This is a genomic window from Bacillus sp. Bwzl_19, from assembly GCF_054900515.1.
Genome location: NZ_CM142729.1, coordinates 2,118,699 through 2,136,264, shown reverse-complemented (window position 1 = coordinate 2,136,264; position 17,566 = coordinate 2,118,699). Strand labels below are relative to the sequence as shown.

Annotated in this window: 17 protein-coding genes and 2 pseudogenes; 12 read left to right on the top strand and 7 right to left on the bottom strand. The window is 48.2% G+C overall.

The window, feature by feature from the left end; translation table 11 throughout:
- The first annotated feature begins 37 nt into the window (after window positions 1-37).
- The gene (spo0A, locus tag ACW5MY_RS11310) at window positions 38-838 is read left to right on the top strand and encodes a sporulation transcription factor Spo0A (RefSeq protein WP_013352825.1); all 801 of its coding nucleotides are present in this window, start codon (window positions 38-40) and stop codon (window positions 836-838) included.
- A 190-nt stretch (window positions 839-1,028) separates the two neighbouring features.
- Here the strand turns inward: spo0A and alr are convergent.
- The 6 genes and pseudogenes from alr to ACW5MY_RS11280 form a co-directional block, all read right to left on the bottom strand.
- Window positions 1,029-2,211, bottom strand: a pseudogene (alr, locus tag ACW5MY_RS11305) (alanine racemase).
- 185 nt (window positions 2,212-2,396) lie between these two features.
- Window positions 2,397-2,609: a spore germination protein gene (locus tag ACW5MY_RS11300; protein WP_013352823.1), complete on the bottom strand. Its 213-nt coding sequence runs from the start codon at window positions 2,607-2,609 to the stop codon at window positions 2,397-2,399.
- Window positions 2,610-2,733: 124 nt separating this feature from the next.
- Window positions 2,734-2,946: a spore germination protein gene (locus tag ACW5MY_RS11295; RefSeq protein ID WP_014470647.1), complete on the bottom strand. Its 213-nt coding sequence runs from the start codon at window positions 2,944-2,946 to the stop codon at window positions 2,734-2,736.
- A gap of 126 nt (window positions 2,947-3,072) precedes the next feature.
- Complete coding sequence (locus ACW5MY_RS11290; RefSeq protein ID WP_462061907.1) at window positions 3,073-4,191, bottom strand: NADH-dependent flavin oxidoreductase; 1,119 nt, start codon at window positions 4,189-4,191, stop codon at window positions 3,073-3,075.
- A gap of 93 nt (window positions 4,192-4,284) precedes the next feature.
- Window positions 4,285-4,422 carry a hypothetical protein gene (locus tag ACW5MY_RS11285; RefSeq protein ID WP_014470646.1) on the bottom strand — a complete coding sequence of 46 codons (138 nt, stop codon included), beginning with the start codon at window positions 4,420-4,422 and terminating at the stop codon, window positions 4,285-4,287.
- Between the two features lie 271 nt (window positions 4,423-4,693).
- The gene (locus ACW5MY_RS11280) at window positions 4,694-5,326 is read right to left on the bottom strand and encodes a helix-turn-helix domain-containing protein (RefSeq protein WP_013352819.1); all 633 of its coding nucleotides are present in this window, start codon (window positions 5,324-5,326) and stop codon (window positions 4,694-4,696) included.
- A 147-nt stretch (window positions 5,327-5,473) separates the two neighbouring features.
- Here ACW5MY_RS11280 and ytaF point away from each other — a divergent pair, with 147 nt between their 5' ends.
- The 10 genes and pseudogenes from ytaF to prpB all read left to right on the top strand — a co-directional run bounded on the left by ytaF (window position 5,474) and on the right by prpB (window position 15,060).
- Window positions 5,474-6,109, top strand: a complete 636-nt coding sequence (gene ytaF, locus ACW5MY_RS11275; protein WP_289393717.1) for a sporulation membrane protein YtaF — start codon at window positions 5,474-5,476, stop codon at window positions 6,107-6,109.
- Between the two features lie 308 nt (window positions 6,110-6,417).
- A complete protein-coding gene (locus ACW5MY_RS11270; protein WP_289393716.1) occupies window positions 6,418-6,744 on the top strand; it encodes a hypothetical protein in 327 nt (108 codons plus the stop codon).
- A 19-nt stretch (window positions 6,745-6,763) separates the two neighbouring features.
- Entirely contained in the window at window positions 6,764-7,390 is a 627-nt protein-coding gene (locus ACW5MY_RS11265; RefSeq protein ID WP_193350410.1) for an N-acetylmuramoyl-L-alanine amidase family protein, read from the top strand.
- Between the two features lie 87 nt (window positions 7,391-7,477).
- Window positions 7,478-8,215 (top strand): glycerophosphodiester phosphodiesterase, encoded by a 738-nt coding sequence (locus ACW5MY_RS11260; RefSeq protein WP_013352815.1) that lies wholly within the window; start codon window positions 7,478-7,480, stop codon window positions 8,213-8,215.
- Between the two features lie 139 nt (window positions 8,216-8,354).
- Window positions 8,355-9,536 carry an acetyl-CoA C-acetyltransferase gene (locus tag ACW5MY_RS11255; RefSeq protein ID WP_462061610.1) on the top strand — a complete coding sequence of 394 codons (1,182 nt, stop codon included), beginning with the start codon at window positions 8,355-8,357 and terminating at the stop codon, window positions 9,534-9,536.
- 20 nt (window positions 9,537-9,556) lie between these two features.
- Complete coding sequence (locus ACW5MY_RS11250; protein WP_289393712.1) at window positions 9,557-10,408, top strand: 3-hydroxybutyryl-CoA dehydrogenase; 852 nt, start codon at window positions 9,557-9,559, stop codon at window positions 10,406-10,408.
- Between the two features lie 30 nt (window positions 10,409-10,438).
- Window positions 10,439-11,572, top strand: a complete 1,134-nt coding sequence (locus ACW5MY_RS11245) for an acyl-CoA dehydrogenase (protein WP_289393711.1) — start codon at window positions 10,439-10,441, stop codon at window positions 11,570-11,572.
- 23 nt (window positions 11,573-11,595) lie between these two features.
- A pseudogene (mmgD, locus tag ACW5MY_RS11240) lies at window positions 11,596-12,683 on the top strand (citrate synthase).
- Window positions 12,684-12,708: 25 nt separating this feature from the next.
- Window positions 12,709-14,136, top strand: coding sequence for a bifunctional 2-methylcitrate dehydratase/aconitate hydratase (locus ACW5MY_RS11235; protein WP_289393710.1), 1,428 nt, complete (start codon window positions 12,709-12,711; stop codon window positions 14,134-14,136).
- An 18-nt stretch (window positions 14,137-14,154) separates the two neighbouring features.
- On the top strand, window positions 14,155-15,060 hold the full coding sequence (gene prpB, locus ACW5MY_RS11230; protein ID WP_071348040.1) for a methylisocitrate lyase: 906 nt from the start codon (window positions 14,155-14,157) through the stop codon (window positions 15,058-15,060).
- Between the two features lie 28 nt (window positions 15,061-15,088).
- Here the strand turns inward: prpB and ACW5MY_RS11225 are convergent, their stop codons facing one another.
- On the bottom strand, window positions 15,089-15,331 hold the full coding sequence (locus ACW5MY_RS11225) for a DUF2627 domain-containing protein (protein WP_013352807.1): 243 nt from the start codon (window positions 15,329-15,331) through the stop codon (window positions 15,089-15,091).
- Window positions 15,332-15,484: 153 nt separating this feature from the next.
- Between ACW5MY_RS11225 and ACW5MY_RS11220 the strand changes: the two genes are divergently transcribed.
- The gene (locus ACW5MY_RS11220) at window positions 15,485-17,554 is read left to right on the top strand and encodes a sigma-54 interaction domain-containing protein (RefSeq protein ID WP_065522797.1); all 2,070 of its coding nucleotides are present in this window, start codon (window positions 15,485-15,487) and stop codon (window positions 17,552-17,554) included.
- Window positions 17,555-17,566: the final 12 nt, after the last annotated feature.

Below are 17,566 nucleotides of genomic sequence, written 5' to 3'. Positions count from 1 at the left end.
GGTTGCGTCCTGTTAATACATTGGGGGAGGAAGAAACGTGGAGAAAATTAAAGTTTGTGTTGCTGATGATAATCGAGAGCTTGTAAGCCTGTTGAGTGAATATATAGAGGGACAGGATGATATGGAAGTGCTCGGCGTTGCTTATAACGGACAGGAATGCCTTTCTTTGTTTAAAGATAAAAATCCCGATGTGCTCGTTTTAGACATTATTATGCCGCATCTGGACGGTCTTGCGGTTTTGGAGCGCCTCCGGGAATCAGAACTTGCGAAGCAGCCGAACGTCATCATGCTGACGGCATTCGGTCAGGAAGACGTTACGAAAAAAGCCGTCGATTTAGGTGCGTCCTACTTCATCCTGAAGCCGTTTGATATGGAAAACCTTGTCGGCCATATCCGCCAGGTAAGCGGCAATGTCAGCAGCGTCACACACCGTGCGCCGTCCGCGCAAAGCAGCATTATCCGCAGTCAGCCTGAGCCGAAGCGGAAAAATCTCGATGCCAGCATTACAAGCATTATCCATGAGATCGGTGTGCCTGCCCATATCAAAGGCTATCTTTATTTGCGTGAAGCCATTTCCATGGTGTATAACGATATTGAACTTCTCGGCAGCATCACAAAAGTCCTTTATCCCGACATTGCCAAAAAATTCAACACGACCGCAAGCCGTGTAGAACGGGCCATCCGCCATGCCATTGAAGTCGCATGGAGCAGGGGAAATATTGACTCCATTTCTTCGCTGTTCGGGTATACTGTGAGCATGACAAAAGCAAAACCAACCAATTCAGAATTCATCGCAATGGTTGCTGACAAGCTGAGATTGGAGCATAAAGCTTCATAACGTAAGCTGAATGGCAGGATGTCTTTTTCACGTCTTCTTTTCCGTGCATCAATGCGGAAGAGAAGGCGTTTTGTGCTTTTGCCGGTGAAATCAAGTGAATCACTCGCACCGGCACCTGAATTTTATACATAAGCAAAATCCCTCTGGTCCGAGGAATCTTGATGCTGCATAAAAACGGGGTTTATGAGACCTACACGTATAATACGGGAGCTGATACTTTGATGATCTCGCCGTCTCTGATATAAAAGCGGGGGACGCGACGGCTTAACGTAGATACGACTTCATAATTAATCGTACCTAGCATTTCGGCAATCTCATCAACTGAAATCTCGGCTCCTTTTTGTTTACCGTAGATGACGACTTCTTCTCCTTGTTTGCCCTCACTCTCACCCAAACTGACCATGATCATATCCATCGTCACTCTCCCCGCCACCGGCACCCGTCTGCCGCGATGAAGAATAAACCCGCGGTTGGAAAGGGCGCGCGAGTAACCGTCAGCATAGCCGATCGGAATTGTTGCGATAATTTCACCCGGTTCGGCGATATATGTAGCACCATAACTGACGGTCCGGGGCTCCGTCACCATGGCTTTCACATAAGCGATACGCGCCTTTAAACTGAGTGCGGGCGTGAGTTTTACAAGATCCAGCTCCTTGATATAGGCGGACGGGTATAATCCATATAAACCGATGCCTAAACGGATCATATCGGCGCTGAATTCCGGGAAAGCGATAGCGGCTGCTGTGTTGCACATATGCACGGTAGGGAGCGTAATGCCTTGATCTTTTAAAAAACGGAGAAAGCTGATAAATTTTTCGTGCTGCAGCATCGTCAATTCAGTATCAGGTTCATCCGCTGTTGAAAAATGGGTAAAGATCCCGTCCCACGACAGGTATGTACTCGACTTGAGCGCTTTTACAACTGCTAAAAGGTCTTCTTCTGTGCGTACACCGAGCCGGCCCATTCCGGTATCCACATTGATATGAATGGACAGCTGTTTCGAAACCGCTTCTTTTTCCAATATCTGGTTCGCTTTTTTTGATCCAGCTGACTTGAAACGCTGATAATGTTATATTCCAGACGGCAGACTTTTTCACACAGCTGAGAGCGGTAAAGCCGAGCACAAGGATCGGTGCCGTAATCCCCGCTCTTCGTAACACAATTCCCTCTTCGACGCTGGCGACTGCGAGCTCGCTCGCTCCGCTTTCCAGTGCCTGCCGCGCTACTTCCACAGAGCCGTGGCCATAAGCATTTGCTTTTACGACGGCCATAATCTTTGACTTCTTCGGAATATGGCGGCGGATCGTCCGTATATTCTTTTTTATCGCATCAAGGTCAACTTCAATCCAAACTTCCCGGCAAAGTTTTTTCATCGCGATTCCTTCTTTCCGTAATGAGATTCAGTACTGCCGTGTTTTCATGCTTTCAATCTGCATTCTATTTACTCTTAACTGAAATCATTCAAAACATAAGAAGGTGATCGCTGATTGTTTTCAGTGATTCTGCCGGCCTGCTTATATTTACGCTTTACGTGTCTATAAGGGCTGCATGGCAGCCCTTAAATTGACTTCACAATATTCTGATCTGAAAATTGATGCTCAAACATTTTGGCCTGGCTCACAGCATTGCTTTGAATGACAATACCGATATTTCCTCCTCCGGCACCGAAAACGGTTTTTGATGCAGTCACCGGACTGATGGATATAGCGCCGCCAACATTGACAACTCCGTTTCCTGATACGTTGTTTATCGTAATCGGGCAACCGCTCATTCTATTTTTTCTCCTTTCTCTCTAAGTCTACTAACTATATGTACGCTGTGATCTGAAATAAGATTAAACAAAACGGTAAAAAAATCCGGCTGCTGTGAGCCGGAATAGGAGGGAAATACAGATATCATAGTGTTTTCATTACATTTTGATCAGAGAATTGAGAACTTGAAGATTGAGCCGTGCTGGATTGATTCATTTGCAGAACCATACCGATATTTCCTCCTCCTGAGCCGTAGACTGTTTTTGATACGGTTAAAGGACTTATCGAAAACGCGCCGCCGACATTGACAACCCCGTTTCCGGAAAGACTGTTAATCGTAATAGGAAATCCAGCCATCATATACGGTCTCCTTTCTATTAATCTATTTACTATATGTACGCAGTGTGTCAGAAATAGGAGTAAACAAAGCGGTAAAAATTTATGAACCAAAAAAACTGCCGGACATCCGGCAGTTTTTTGTGGTTATTTTTCAAACGGCACCCAGCCGCCTGTATTCTGGATCATTTCCCATAACGGTTCAGGGAGTCGGTATTTCTCAATTTCAGATGCTTTTATTGCTTTTTCGATTTCCTGCTCGCGGCCTTCTTTGATCAGCACCGACCATTCGGGGTTGATCAGAATGACACGTCCCAGAGCCACCAGCGGAATCCCGCTTTCTAATACGGCTAGCGCTTCATCCGCGGTATAGATAGAACCGACCGCCATCAGCGGCACTTTATGGCCAACGCGTTCGTTTAATAAATCCATCCGTGTACGTGAAGTATCTGCGCCGCGGCGGGCTTTGGAATTGACGTCCATCAGTGAAATATGCAGGTAATCCAAGTTTTGTTCCGCAAGCGCGTCGGCGAGCAGGAAGGTTTCTTTCATTGTAATCCCAGGTGTTTCCGGCTCTTCCGGTGACAGGCGGTAGCCGAGAACAAATGGATTTTCAGCGTGTGCAGCAATCGCCTGTTTGACAGCGTCAACGACTGCAAGCGGGAACGCAAGGCGTTTTTCATCGCTTCCACCCCAGCGGTCTGTGCGCTGATTTGTTTTCGGAGAATAAAATTGTTGAATCAGGTACCCGTTTGCCCCGTGAATTTCAACACCGTCAAAGCCGGCTTCAATCGCTCTGCGTGTCGCTTCGCCGAATGCTTTTACGATGTGCTCAACTTCTTGTTCAGTAAGAGCCCGGGAAGTTTGTCTGCCGTCTTCTTCTGAGCCGCTCGGGCTGACGACGTCTTTGTTTGGCACGAGTTCAGGAGGGCATTCCAATCCGCCATGGTGAATCTGCACAACGGCTTTCGCTCCTTGAGACTGGATCGCCTGGGCGAGTTTTTTCAAGCCGGGAATGTGAGAATCATCATAGATACCGGGCTGGCCGGGAAACGCTTTGCCATCAGGTGTTACGTTTGCACATGCCGTAATGACTATGCCCATTTCTTTTGAACGGGGAGTAATGTAGCTTAATTCACGGTCTGAAATTGTTCCGTCATCGTTTGATGAATAGTGTGTGATCGGTGCGACAGAAATACGGTTTGGTATGGTGACGCCGCTTTCGAACGTAAAAGGTTCAAACAGCGGTTTATAAATTTGCTTCATCATTTCGCCTTCTTCCTTAGGAGTTTAACTCGTCCGTATTCTAGCTTATGTTTTAATTGTGTGCAATTATTTTGCCTGTGCTTTATCCTGAGATTATGATCGGCTGAACCATTTAAATGAATGGAACGGTTTTCTCCGTTCTTTTTCAGGATCTTTATATCCGCCTGAAATTTGATGGCCGATCGAGCTGAATATGACAGCGGCGGCGAAGAGGAGAATGATTTTTTTCATATGCATAACTTCTTTCTAATCATTTACAAGATTATTTATAAGCATACGCTTGTGCGAAAAAACCGTCAATTTGTTTTTTATTCTTTTTTCCACTTTCCTGCGGCGAATATCGTTCCGATCTGAATCACAACACTTAACAGAGCGCACACCATAGAAGACACCCTCCTTTTTGTTAGGTTAATGTATCATATGACAGCTGTCTCTGTTTTGACAAAACCGTAATGCGGTGTTTCATATTTTTCAACAAAAAAGGGCGCTTTTTTAAGCGCCTTTACTTTTTTTTCAGCCGATGTAAAGCGATTTGAACGGCGATCGCGTCGTCCAGATAGCCGATTGGAAACATGTAATCCGGAATGACGTCCGTCGCCAAAATATAATACAGCAGCGCGCTCCCGAGAATCGCGCGGTCTTCAGCCGGTGTTGATTCATCCATATATTGATGATGCATGTTTTTCAAGTGATCAATAAAAGGGCCGACACTTTCTTCGTTATCCATTTTCTTTTGAAACTCATCACAAATCAGGCGATGGCCCTGCTGGGTTTTGGCATATTGTTCATATCTGGTCAGCTCGCGTTCAATTTGCTCGCGGGAAAAAGGCTGATCAAACATCTCCGCCATATTCAGCATATCCTGAATCGCGTGCATCGGATCTTGCGGCGCAGCTTCTTTATCATGGCCGATGTCTATGCCTGACGCCTCAAGCAATTCCTCCAGCGGGGTGCGGAGGTGTTTTGAAAATTCCTGAAGATGCTTTAAATTGGCCTTCTGCTTGCCGTTTATAATCCGGGAGATGGTGGCCGTATCAATGTTGGTTAAGGCGCCGAGTTTTCTCATGGAGAGCGAGTGCTTATCAAGCAGTGATTTTAAAAGCGGGCCCAATGTATTATTTTCATTTTCTGCCAAGGGTGTCACCTCGTTTCCGCCGGAATGATGATAATCAGTCAATAATTTTTTGCAGAAAAGGTACCTTTTCTGTGCTGCTGAATAGGATAGTGTAGATTCAACAGCGCAACATGTTGAAAAGACATCAAAGAATGGGGAGAAAATAACATGGCTTGGTTACTGATTTTAGGTTTGGCAGTGTCCTCGAGCATTGATAATTTAGGAGTGGGGATGTCATACGGCATCAGAAAGATCAAAATATCGCACACGTCAAATATGATGATCGCTTTTATCTGTTTTTTATTCAGTTATATCGGGATTTATTTCGGCAAATGGATTTCAGCCGTTCTGCCTGGTTTTTTTCCCGTCTTGCTGGCGGCTTTTATCTTATCTGTCATCGGCATCCGCATCATCCTGCTGGCAGTGCCGAGAAAAAAAGAAAATTCAGCGCGTGCTGATCTGTCATCAAGAAAAAAAGGCCGTTTTGCCGGTCTGTTACAAAACCCGGAGACAGCGGGTGCTGACGGTTCGGGAGAAATCGGTATATTGGAATCCATGGTTCTCGGAGTGGCCGTATCCGCAAATGCGCTGACTAACGGATTAAGCGCAGGCCTGATCGGGCTTTCTCCCGCCGCAATTTCCATCACTGCGGCGTTCGGAAGTTTTCTGACCATATGGCTCGGCTGCTTGCTTGGAAAAAAAGCTGCGTCATTGCGCATCGGATCTTTCCATGTCGGACAGTTCAGCACGGTGCTGAGCGGAGTGATTATTCTCATCATTGCCGTCAATACGCTCCTCTTTTAAGTTGTCCCGTTCATTTTATGAAAAACTCAAAATAAATATGAACAATTCTATTCGGGAGAGCGCATGATGAGCCTCTCTTTTTTTGATGATCTGATATTTTTTCAAAATGAATAGAAAGTCGTCCGTTTCCGTTAAATTCTGCATATCCGCTCTTCAGACAGAACCTTTTTCATAGACGAATCAGCTCGTTTTCTTTCTAAGTTCAGGTAATCAGCGGGTCAGAAATCCTTCATTCCAAATATGGAAAAGCACTGGAGGAAAGAAGGCGCCCTTTACAAATCGGCCATTCTGTTCAAAGATAAAGCCGAATGAGAAAACGTGAGGTGATCTGTGTGAAGTCTGTCATATCTGTCATACTTCTAATCTTCACCGCATGGCTGTTATCAGGCTGCGAGTATACCGCGGAGGCGGATTCGGCGCCGTCATTTACACAGGAAGGAACATTTATAAAAGCGTCCGGAAACGATACGATCGTGGTGAAAATTGACGGAGAGCGGCAAGAGGTGAAGGTGCCTTTCTCTAAGCGGTTTGAATGTCAGTCTCTGCCTGAACATACGGCGGTGCAAATCACCTATAAAAAAGAGAGCAACGGACAATTACAGCTTGAAAAACTGAAAAGAGAAACAGATATGTAAAGAACGGGGAGGAAAACACGTGGGTTTACTGACAAAAAGCGCTGCAGCATTCGGTGCCGCTCTGCTTCTTCTTGCACCGTCCGCTTATGCAGCTGAATCTGTGCAAGGAAAAACCATTTATATCGATGCCGGACATGGCGGAGAAGACAGCGGGGCCGCCGGAAATGGGCTGCTGGAGAAAAATATCAATTTAGCGGTGTCAAACAAGGTGATCGCCAAATTGGAGGCAGAAGGCGCAAAACCTGTTGCTTCAAGAACGGATGATACTTTTTTAAGCTTGGACGAGCGGGTGGCGAAAGCAAGCGCCAGCCAATCCGATTTATTCGTCAGCCTCCATACGAATTCAGCCGTATCAACGGCATCGGGGACAGAAACGTATTTTAATTCAACATATGAAGGAGCAGACAGCGAGAGGCTTGCTTCTGACATTCAACAGCAGCTTGTCTCGTCTTTAGAGATGAGGGACAGAGGTGTAAAAGAAGCCCCTTTTTATGTCATTACATATTCAAAAATGCCGAGTGTGCTGGCTGAATTAGGCTTTATCACAAATTCTCAAGATGCGGACAAGCTGAAAAACGAGAGTGGACAAGAGCATGCCGCAGACGCTGTTGTAAACGGAATCGAAACCTATTACAGCGGGCAATAATTATAAAATATATGTAAATAGCGCCCTCCTTATGTGCATAACGATTATAATAGAGAAAACCGATGACAAACACCTGAGGTGACACATATGACGACTATTTTTGCCCACCGGGGGGCGTCGGGCGACTATCCCGAAAATACGATGCTCGCGTTCACGAAAGCGATTGAGGCCGGAGCTGACGGAATCGAACTTGACGTACAAATGACAAAAGACGGCCGAATCGTGGTTATTCACGACGAAACCCTTGACCGTACGACGTCTTTAAAAGGATTTGTGAAAGATACGGCGTATGAGAAAATCAGAACTGCCGATGCCGCCGGCAAATGGAAAGATTCGTTTAAAGGAGTCAGAATTCCGCTTTTGTCAGACGTGCTGCGTTTTGCGGAGCGTGCTGATTTTCTGATCAATATTGAGCTGAAAAACAGCGTGTTCCGTTACGAGGGAATGGAAGAAGAAGTGATCAAAAAAGTCAGGTATTACGGACTGGAACAGCGCGTTATTTTTTCTTCATTTAATCATGAGAGCCTCGCGCTTTGCCACGCCCTGGCACCTGAGATAGAACGGGCGGTGCTGACGATGGATGTGCTTTACCGGCCTGAACGGTATCTTGCTTCAATTCCAGCTTCTGGTTATCATCCGAAGCTCGGCACGCCGGCGGTCAGCGCTGAAGTGATCAAACATCTTGCAAAACACCAAGCGGCGCTCCGTCCGTTCACCGTCAATCGGCCGGAAGATATGAAGCAGCTGATAAAAGCGGGAGCAGACGCATTTTTTACCGATTATCCAAAGCTGGCTCTTTCAATAAAAGAAGAATGCTGCAACTAGAGGACTGTTCAGACAGTCCTCTTTTTTTATGGGCGGAAACAGCACGGGGCGATCATAACTTGGTCAGCCGGTTCATATATTGGAACAGGGCGTTTTTTGTAAGCGTTATCTTTTATCTTATTGAAAGTGAGGCAAAAGTGTGGGAAAAACGGTTATCGTCAGTGCGGCTAGAACGCCGTTCGGAAAATTCGGCGGGGCATTAAAAGAGGTAAAAGCAGCCGAGCTTGGCGGCATTGCCATAAAAGAAGCAATCAAGCGCGCCGGCATCAGTGAAAGCGAAGCAGAAGGTGCGGTGATGGGAATGGTCGTCCAGGCGGGCGCGGGGCAGATTCCGGCGCGGCAGGCTGCGAGGCATGCCGGGCTTCCATGGTCCGTTCCGGCTGAAACCATTAATAAGGTCTGTGCATCGGGGCTCAGAGCCGTTACCATCTGTGATCAAATCATCCGGGCGAAAGATGCGGACGTGCTGATTGCAGGCGGTATGGAAAGCATGAGCAACATTCCGTACGCCATTCCGGCCGGCCGTTGGGGTATGAGGATGGGAGACGGGGTTTTTCAGGATTTAATGGTTCATGACGGGCTGACCTGTGCGTTTGATCAGGTGCATATGGCTGTCCACGGAAGCTCTGCGGCCAAAAAGTACGGCATTTCCCGAGATGAACAGGATCATTACGCTCTTTTAAGCCAGAAACGCGCGGCTGAGGCAGCTGAGACGGGTAAATTGCATGAAGAAATCGTTCCCGTCACCTGGACCGGTAAAAAGGGCAAACAGCATACTGTTGCAGCAGATGAGGGGCTGCGTCCGGATACAAGCCTTGACCAGCTCGCAAAGCTCAAACCTATTTTTACAGCCGACGGAACGGTCACCGCCGGAAACGCTCCCGGTGTAAATGACGGCGCCGGAGCATTTGTGCTGATGTCGGAGGAAAAAGCCGCGAAGCAGCATGTCAGACCGCTCGCTGCGATACTTGGTTTTGCGTCTGTCGGACTGGAAGCGTCCGAGCTTGCAAGCGCGCCGGGAGAAGCTATCAGCCGGCTCTTGAAAAAAACCGGATTGTCCGTTGACGACATCGATTTGTTTGAAGTGAATGAAGCATTTGCGTCCGTCGTCCTCGTGAGCGAAAAAATAGCCGGGTTCAGCCGGGAGAAAGTGAATGTTAACGGGGGGGCAATTGCGTTCGGCCATCCGATCGGCGCAAGCGGAGCCAGAATCATCATGAGTTTGATATACGAATTAAAGCGGCGCGGCGGAGGTTTAGGCATAGCGGCAATATGCAGCGGAGCGGCTCAAGGAGACGCCGTCCTGCTGGAGGTGTACTGATATAACGAAGGGAGCGTCAGATGAAGATGAAAACAATCATGGTCGCAGGTGCCGGACAGATGGGAGCCGGCATCGCACAGACAGCTGCCGAAGCTGGGTTTACCGTCATGTTATACGACTGGGAGCCGGAAATGGTGACAAAAGGCCTTCGCCGTATCAAAACAAATCTGGAGAAAGATCAGGCGAAAGGACGAAAGACACAGCATGAAACAGATGCCGTTTTCAGCCGCATTTCCCCGGCAGAACTAACGGACGCGGGAAATGCTGATTTTGTAATAGAGGCGATTGCCGAAAACAAAAAAGCAAAGGCCGAATTGCTCGGCACACTCGATAAACTGTGTCCCCCTCATACCGTATTGGCAAGCAATACGTCTTCTCTTCCCATTACGGAGCTTGCCGCTGTCACAAAAAGGCCTGCAAAAGTAATCGGCATGCATTTTATGAATCCGGTTCCCGTCATGGAGCTTGTCGAAGTCATCAGAGGGCTTGCCACGTCGGAAGAAACATCGGAAACAGTAAAGAAGCTTGCCGTTCAGATGAAAAAAATACCTGTCGAAGTCAATGACTTTCCAGGCTTTATATCTAATCGCATATTAATGCCGATGATAAACGAGGCCGTTTATTGCCTTTACGAAGGTGCGGCCTCAAAGGAAGCGATTGACGATGTGATGAAGCTCGGCATGCGTCATCCGATGGGGCCTTTAACATTAGCCGATTTCATCGGATTGGATACGTGCCTTTCCATTATGGAGGTTCTCTATTCGGGACTCGGAGATTCGAAATATCGTCCATGCCCTCTGCTCAGAAAATATGTCAGCGCCGGCTGGCTCGGAAAAAAAAGCGGGCGCGGTTTTTATGAGTACAACAGATGACATAAAAATCATGAGGGGGAGGCGGCAGCCGTGCATTTTACAGAAGAGCACATCATGATGAGAAAAATGGTGCGTGATTTTGCGCGCAAGGAAGTCGCGCCGATGGTTGAGATCATGGAAACAACCGATGAATTTCCGGACCGGCTGATTAAAAAAATGGGGGAAGCGGGGTTAATGGGGATTCCCGTCCCGGAAGCTTATGGCGGAGCGGGCGCTGATATAACATCTTATATTTTAGCGATTCATGAAATATCAAAAGTAAGCGCGGCTGTCGGAGTTATTTTATCCGTCCACACATCGGTAGGGACAAACCCGATTTTGCATTTCGGGACAGAAGCCCAAAAACAAACGTACATTCCAAAGCTGGCAGCGGGCGAATATGTAGGGGCGTTTGCACTTACTGAGCCTCAATCCGGATCTGATGCGGGAGGCCTGAAAACAACGGCCGTGCAAAAAGGCGGTTCCTATATTCTGAACGGTTCAAAAATCTTTATTACAAACGGCGGAGCGGCAGATCTGTATCTGACATTTGCCTTAACCGATCCGGCTAAAGGGAGGAAGGGGATATCCGCTTTTATCGTTGAAAAAAACACACCCGGCTTTTCTATCGGAAAAAAAGAAAAAAAGCTCGGTCTGTTAGGTTCCAACACTGTCGAATTGCAATTTGACCAAGCGGAAATTCCAATTGAAAACCGGCTCGGCGAAGAGGGCGAGGGTTTTTCAATCGCCATGAAAAACCTTGATGTCGGGCGGATCGGCATAGCGGCTCAGGCGCTCGGGATTATCGAAGCGGCGCTCGGCTGCTCTGTCGAGTACTCGAAAACCCGCAGCCAGTTCGGCAGGCCCATCGCCTCGAATCAGGCCGTTTCTTTTAAACTTTCTGATATGGCGACGAATGCGGAAGCTGCCAAATTATTGGTCTATCATGCTGCTGATCTGTATCAGCGCGGGCTTCCGTGCGGAAAAGAAGCATCAATGGCAAAGCAGTTCGCGTCTGATGCGGCGATGAAAGCGGCGGTTGAGGCCGTGCAGATTCACGGAGGCTACGGCTATATGAAAGAGTATCCCGCGGAGCGTTTATTTCAGGATGCGAAGGTCACGCAAATCTATGAAGGCACCAATGAGATTCAAAGGCTGATTATTTCTAAGTATCTTCTTCAATAAAATGTGCGAAAAGGAGCGAAATCATGGAACCTTATTCTCCTGGTTTAGATGGCGTTATTGCGGTGGAAACGGGAATTTCTTTTCTGGATACACAGCAGGGCAGTATTTTGATCAAGGGCCACGATCTGATTGAGCTTTCTAAAACGGCCGGCTATATGGACATTGTCCATCTCTTATTGGAAGACAGACTTCCTGATGCGAAAGAGAAGGCGGCGCTTGAAGAAGACGTCCGGCGCGGCGGATACCTTCCTGAGGAAATCTTGCACATCTGCCGTCTGCTGCCAGAACATACTCACCCGATGGACGGACTGAGGACGGGTTTGTCTGCGCTTGGAGGCTTTGACAAGGACATTGATGACCGCACCTCATCTGTGAATCAGCACCGTGTCCGCGGGCTGATAGGCAAAATGCCGAATCTGACCGTCAACAGCTATCGCGTCATAAACGGGCTGGAGCCTTTAGCGCCTGTCGGGACTCTATCGTACAGCGCAAACTTTTTATATATGATTACCGGAAAAACCCCGTCATCCTTGGAAGAAGAAATATTCGACCGGTCGCTTCTTTTATACAGTGAGCATGAATTGCCGAACTCAACGTTTACGGCCCGAGTCATTGCTTCGACACAATCGGATATATACGGCGCTCTGACCGGAGCCGTCGCCTCATTGAAGGGAAACCTTCACGGTGGAGCGAACGAAGCGGTTATGTACATGCTTGAAGAAGCGAAGGATACAGACGGGTTTATACAATTGTTAACTCAAAAAAAGAAAAAATCATGGGCTTCGGTCACCGTGTCTACATGAAAAAAATGGACCCGAGGGCGCTCATGATGAAAGAAGCATTGAAGAAGCTGTCTGATCTTTCGGGTGATTTCCGTCTTTATAACATGTGTGAAGCCGGTGAAACCGTCATGCGGGAGAAAAAAGGCCTTTATCCGAATTTAGATTACTACGCAGCGCCGGTCTATTACATGCTCGGCATTCCGATTCCGCTGTACACGCCTATATTCTTCAGCGCACGGACGGTCGGCCTATGCGCGCACGTCATTGAACAGCACAGCCGGAACCGGCTTTTCCGCCCGCGTGTCCGCTATACCGGGGCGCGCCTGTAAATAGATGAGAAAGGAAGATGAAAACATGACAGAAACCCGCCGAATGGACGCCGTGATCGAAGAGATTTCTGATTACGTGCTCCATCAAGAGATTGACAGTTCAGAAGCTTTCACTACGGCAGGACATGTGCTTCTTGATACGATAGGCTGCGGAATTCTGGCGCTCAGCTATCCTGAATGTACAAAGCTGCTCGGCCCGATTGTCCCGGGAACCTCCGTGCCGAACGGAAGCAGAGTCCCCGGCACGCCTTTTGTGTTAGACCCCGTCACGGCCGCTTTTAATATCGGATGTATCAACAGATGGCTCGATTATAACGATACGTGGCTTGCAGCGGAATGGGGTCATCCGTCTGACAATCTCGGAGGCATTTTGGCCTGTGCGGACTATATTTCCAGAGTAAGGGTGTCTGAAGGGAAAGAACCCCTTACCGTGCGCGATGTGCTTCGCGCAATGATCAAAGCGCACGAAATCCAAGGTATTCTCGCTTTGGAAAACAGTTTAAACAGAGTCGGACTGGACCATGTGCTGTTTGTGAAAGTAGCGACTGCGGCTGTGTGCACGCAAATGCTGGGCGGTTCAAAAGAGGAAATCAGCAACGCCGTATCACACGCCTGGATTGATAATTCAAGCCTCAGAACGTACCGGCATGCGCCGAACACCGGATCGCGCAAATCATGGGCGGCCGGTGATGCGACGAGCAGAGGCGTGTATTTGGCCCTCATGGCGCTCAAAGGTGAAATGGGATACCCGACGGCGCTGACCGCACCGGGATGGGGATTTCAAGATGTATTATTTAATCAGCAGGAAATGAAGCTTGCCCGCCCGCTTGGTTCCTATGTTATGGAAAATGTTTTGTTTAAAGTATCCTACCCGGCTGAATTCCACGCCCAAACAGCTGCGGAATGCGCGGTCCAACTCCATCCTGAGGTGAAAGACCGCATCGGGGAAATCGACAGAATCACGATTTTGACGCATGAGTCAGCGATCCGGATTATTGATAAAAAAGGGCCGCTTCACAATCCGGCTGACCGGGATCATTGCCTGCAGTACATTACGGCAATCGGGCTGCTTTTCGGAGATATTACGGCAGACCATTATGAAGAGGAAACGGCGTCTGACCCGAGAATTGATACATTGCGGAGCAAAATGGAGGTGACGGAACATAAAGCGTACTCAAAAGATTACTTAGACCCGCATAAGCGATCCATCTCAAATGCCGTGCAGGTGCATTTTACAGACGGCACAGCTACGGAGGGGATTGAATGTGAATACCCGCTCGGGCACCGATTCCGCAGAAAAGAAGCCGTTCCGAATATTCTTGCCAAGTTTTCAGCAAACGTCAGCACTCATTTTTCACTGAAGCAGCAGCGTAAAATAGAAGAAGCCTGCAAACATAGCGGACGGATGCAGCAGCTCAGCGTTATTGAATTTATGGACTTATTTCTCGTATAAAGTAGGAGGGTGACAAACATGACGTGGATCGTCAGCAGGCAGTCGTCTCAAGAGGAGCTTGCAGAGCGGTTCCGTACGCAGATGACAGCGCCGGATCTATTGCAGATCCCCGGCGCTCACGATGCGATGGCTGCTCTTATCGCCAAGAAAACGGGGTTTTCGGCTCTTTATTTGTCAGGCGCGGCTTACACGGCGAGCAGAGGGCTGCCCGATTTAGGCATCATCACGTCGGCGGAAATGGCTGAACGTGTTAAAGACCTGGTCCGTGCATCTGACCTGCCCGTCCTTGTGGATATTGATACGGGTTTCGGAGGAGTGCTGAATGCCGCCCGGACGGCGAAAGAAATGTATGAAGCGCGCGCAGCCGCCGTCCAAATGGAGGACCAGCGCCTGCCGAAAAAATGCGGGCATCTGAATGGGAAGCAGCTCGTGCCGATCGAAGAAATGGCGCAGAAAATCCAAGCGGTCAAGCAGGCAGCGCCGACTCTTCTCGTTGTTGCGAGGACAGACGCCAGACAGCAGGAAGGGCTGGAGGGCGCATTAAAAAGAGCGGCCGCTTATATAAAAGCGGGTGCTGACGCCATTTTCCCGGAAGCGCTCCAATCAGAAAGTGAATTCAGAGCGTTTTCCAAACAAATCAGTGTGCCGATTCTCGCAAATATGACTGAATTCGGAAAAACGCCATATTACAGCGCTGAAGAATTCTCCGGCATGGGCTGTCAGATGGTCATTTACCCGGTCACGTCACTCAGGACGGCGGCCAAGGCTTTTGAGCGTATTTTCCGCCTTATAAAAGAAGAAGGCTCGCAAAAAGAGGGGCTTTCGGACATGCAGACGAGAAAAGAATTATATGAAACGATCGCTTACCATGACTATGAAGAACTTGATCAATCCATTGCAAAAACGATACTGCCGGATGACTGAAAAAAGCCCTTTTTAGCAAGGGCTTTTTTTACAGCTTTTTTTTCCTGAATCGCGGGCTGACTTGATTGCGTTTCCGATCTCTGTACAGAATAAATCCGGCCAGAATATAAAGGCCGAACAAAAAAAACGCCAGTCCGGCCGCTCCCTGAAGAAAAAGGGACGGAAACGGGGCAAACGTATGCCCGAATAATGCATCTCTCATCAGCTTAATGCCGAGCGCCGCAACAGCGCCGGGGAGGACCAGAATCAAAAGCGCAACAAGCCGGCTCATATTCAGAAAACCCCTTTTCGATATGATTTCCTTTATTGTCCAATCGAAAAAATATTTTGTCAAGAGATGAAAACATGGTAACATAGGGGTTGTGCAAATTATTGCAACGGAAAATACAGGTGTGCAAATTTTTTCATACAAAGGGGTATCGGGATGCAGAAGGTGCTGATTATAGGTGCTGGTAAAGGAGGCACGGCGCTCTTACAGATTTTGATGAAAACAAAACTGATCCGGATTATTGCGGTGGTTGACCAAGATCCGGAGGCGCAAGGGCTGCAAGAAGCCCGGAGATATGGAATTGCAACCTCATCAGATTGGAAACCTTACATAACCGAAGATATAGATATTATCATCCACACAACGGGTGACAAAGCGGTCATGGATGAGCTGCTCCATGAGAAAAAAGAACAAACCATCGTCATGCCGGGGAAATTGGCGTACATGGTGTTTCAGCTGATGGAGGAAAAGCAGCAGCTTATTCAAATGCTGAAGTCACAGACGTATAAGCATGACCGGATTTTTAATTCAACCCACGACGGCATGATTTTTATAGACGTCAACGAAACGATCATTTTATTTAATCAGATGGCTGAAAAAATGGTCGGCCAAAAACGGGAGCATGTCATCGGCCGCCAAATTAAAGATGTCGTGCCGAACACAAAACTGCCGCGGATTTTGGAAACAAGAGAGCCGGAATATAACCAGAAGCAGCTTCTCGGAAAGCACCTGCAGATTGTCACGACAAGACTGCCGATCATTGATGAAGGCGGAAAGCTTCTCGGTGCGTTATGCGTGTTTAAAGACATCACGGACGCAGTTGAGCTGGCAGAAGAGGTAACGAACTTAAAACAAATCCGCACCATGCTTGAAGCGATTATTCAATCGTCAGACGAAGCCATTTCCGTCGTTGATGAAAACGGCATCGGAATGTTAATCAACAAAGCGTATACAAAAATGACCGGGCTGTCAGAAAGCGAAGTCATCGGAAAACCCGCCTCCACCGATATCTCAGAAGGAGAAAGCATGCACCTGAAAGTATTGGGGACAAGGCGGCCTGTACGGGGCGTAAGAATGAAAGTCGGCCCCAATAAAAAGGATGTCATCGTGAATGTTGCTCCGGTTATCGTGGACGGCATTTTAAAAGGCAGCGTCGGAGTCATTCACGATGTGTCAGAAATTAAAACACTGACTGCTGAACTAAACCGGGCGCGGCAGATCATCCGCACGCTTGAAGCGAAATACACGTTTGACGACATTATCGGCACGAGTGAACAAATGCTGGTCGCCCTTGAACAGGCGAAGCTCGGGGCGAAAACACCGGCGACAATTCTGCTGCGGGGAGAATCCGGCACCGGAAAAGAACTTTTCGCCCACGCCATCCATAACGAAAGCGACAGAAAATACAATAAGTTCATTCGGGTTAATTGTGCGGCCCTGTCAGAATCCCTGCTTGAATCCGAGCTTTTCGGCTATGAGGAAGGCGCGTTTACGGGCGCGAGGCGCGGGGGCAAAAAAGGGCTTTTTGAAGAAGCGAATAACGGCAGCATTTTCTTAGATGAAATCGGAGAGCTGACCCAAAGCACCCAGGCGAAGCTGCTCAGGGTTCTGCAGGAAAAAGAAATTACCAGAGTCGGCGGTGCTAAAGCGATTTCTGTCAATGTCAGAATTATCGCAGCGACAAACGTCAATATCGAAAAGGCCATGGCGGAAGGAACGTTCCGGGAAGACCTGTATTACCGAATTAACCGCTATCCGATCTCAATCCCGCCGCTTCGGCAGCGCAAAGAGGATATTGAAGCGCTGAGCATACGGCTCATCGAAAAAATCAATCAGGATTACGGACGCAACGTAAAGGGGCTCACGCCGAACGCGCTGCGTGCTTTATCAGCCTACAGCTGGCCGGGAAACGTCCGAGAGCTCGAAAATGTTCTCGGCCGGGCGATGATATTTTTAGAGCCGCACATGGAGCGGATAGAACAGCAGCATCTGCCTGTTTTTGAAACAGAGCTGAGTGAAAAAAGCGGCGCCCGAAGTGATTTTCCGGATGTGGAAGGAGAAAAACTCTCTCAGGCCGTTGAAAAATTTGAAGCGCACGTCATTCAAAAAACGCTTGAAAAGCATAAATTCAACCGAACCAAAACGGCAAAAGCGCTTGGCGTCAGCATTCGGAATCTGTACTACAAAATGGACAAGTACGGCCTTGCAAATGACGGCATGCAATAAATTGCAGAGAAA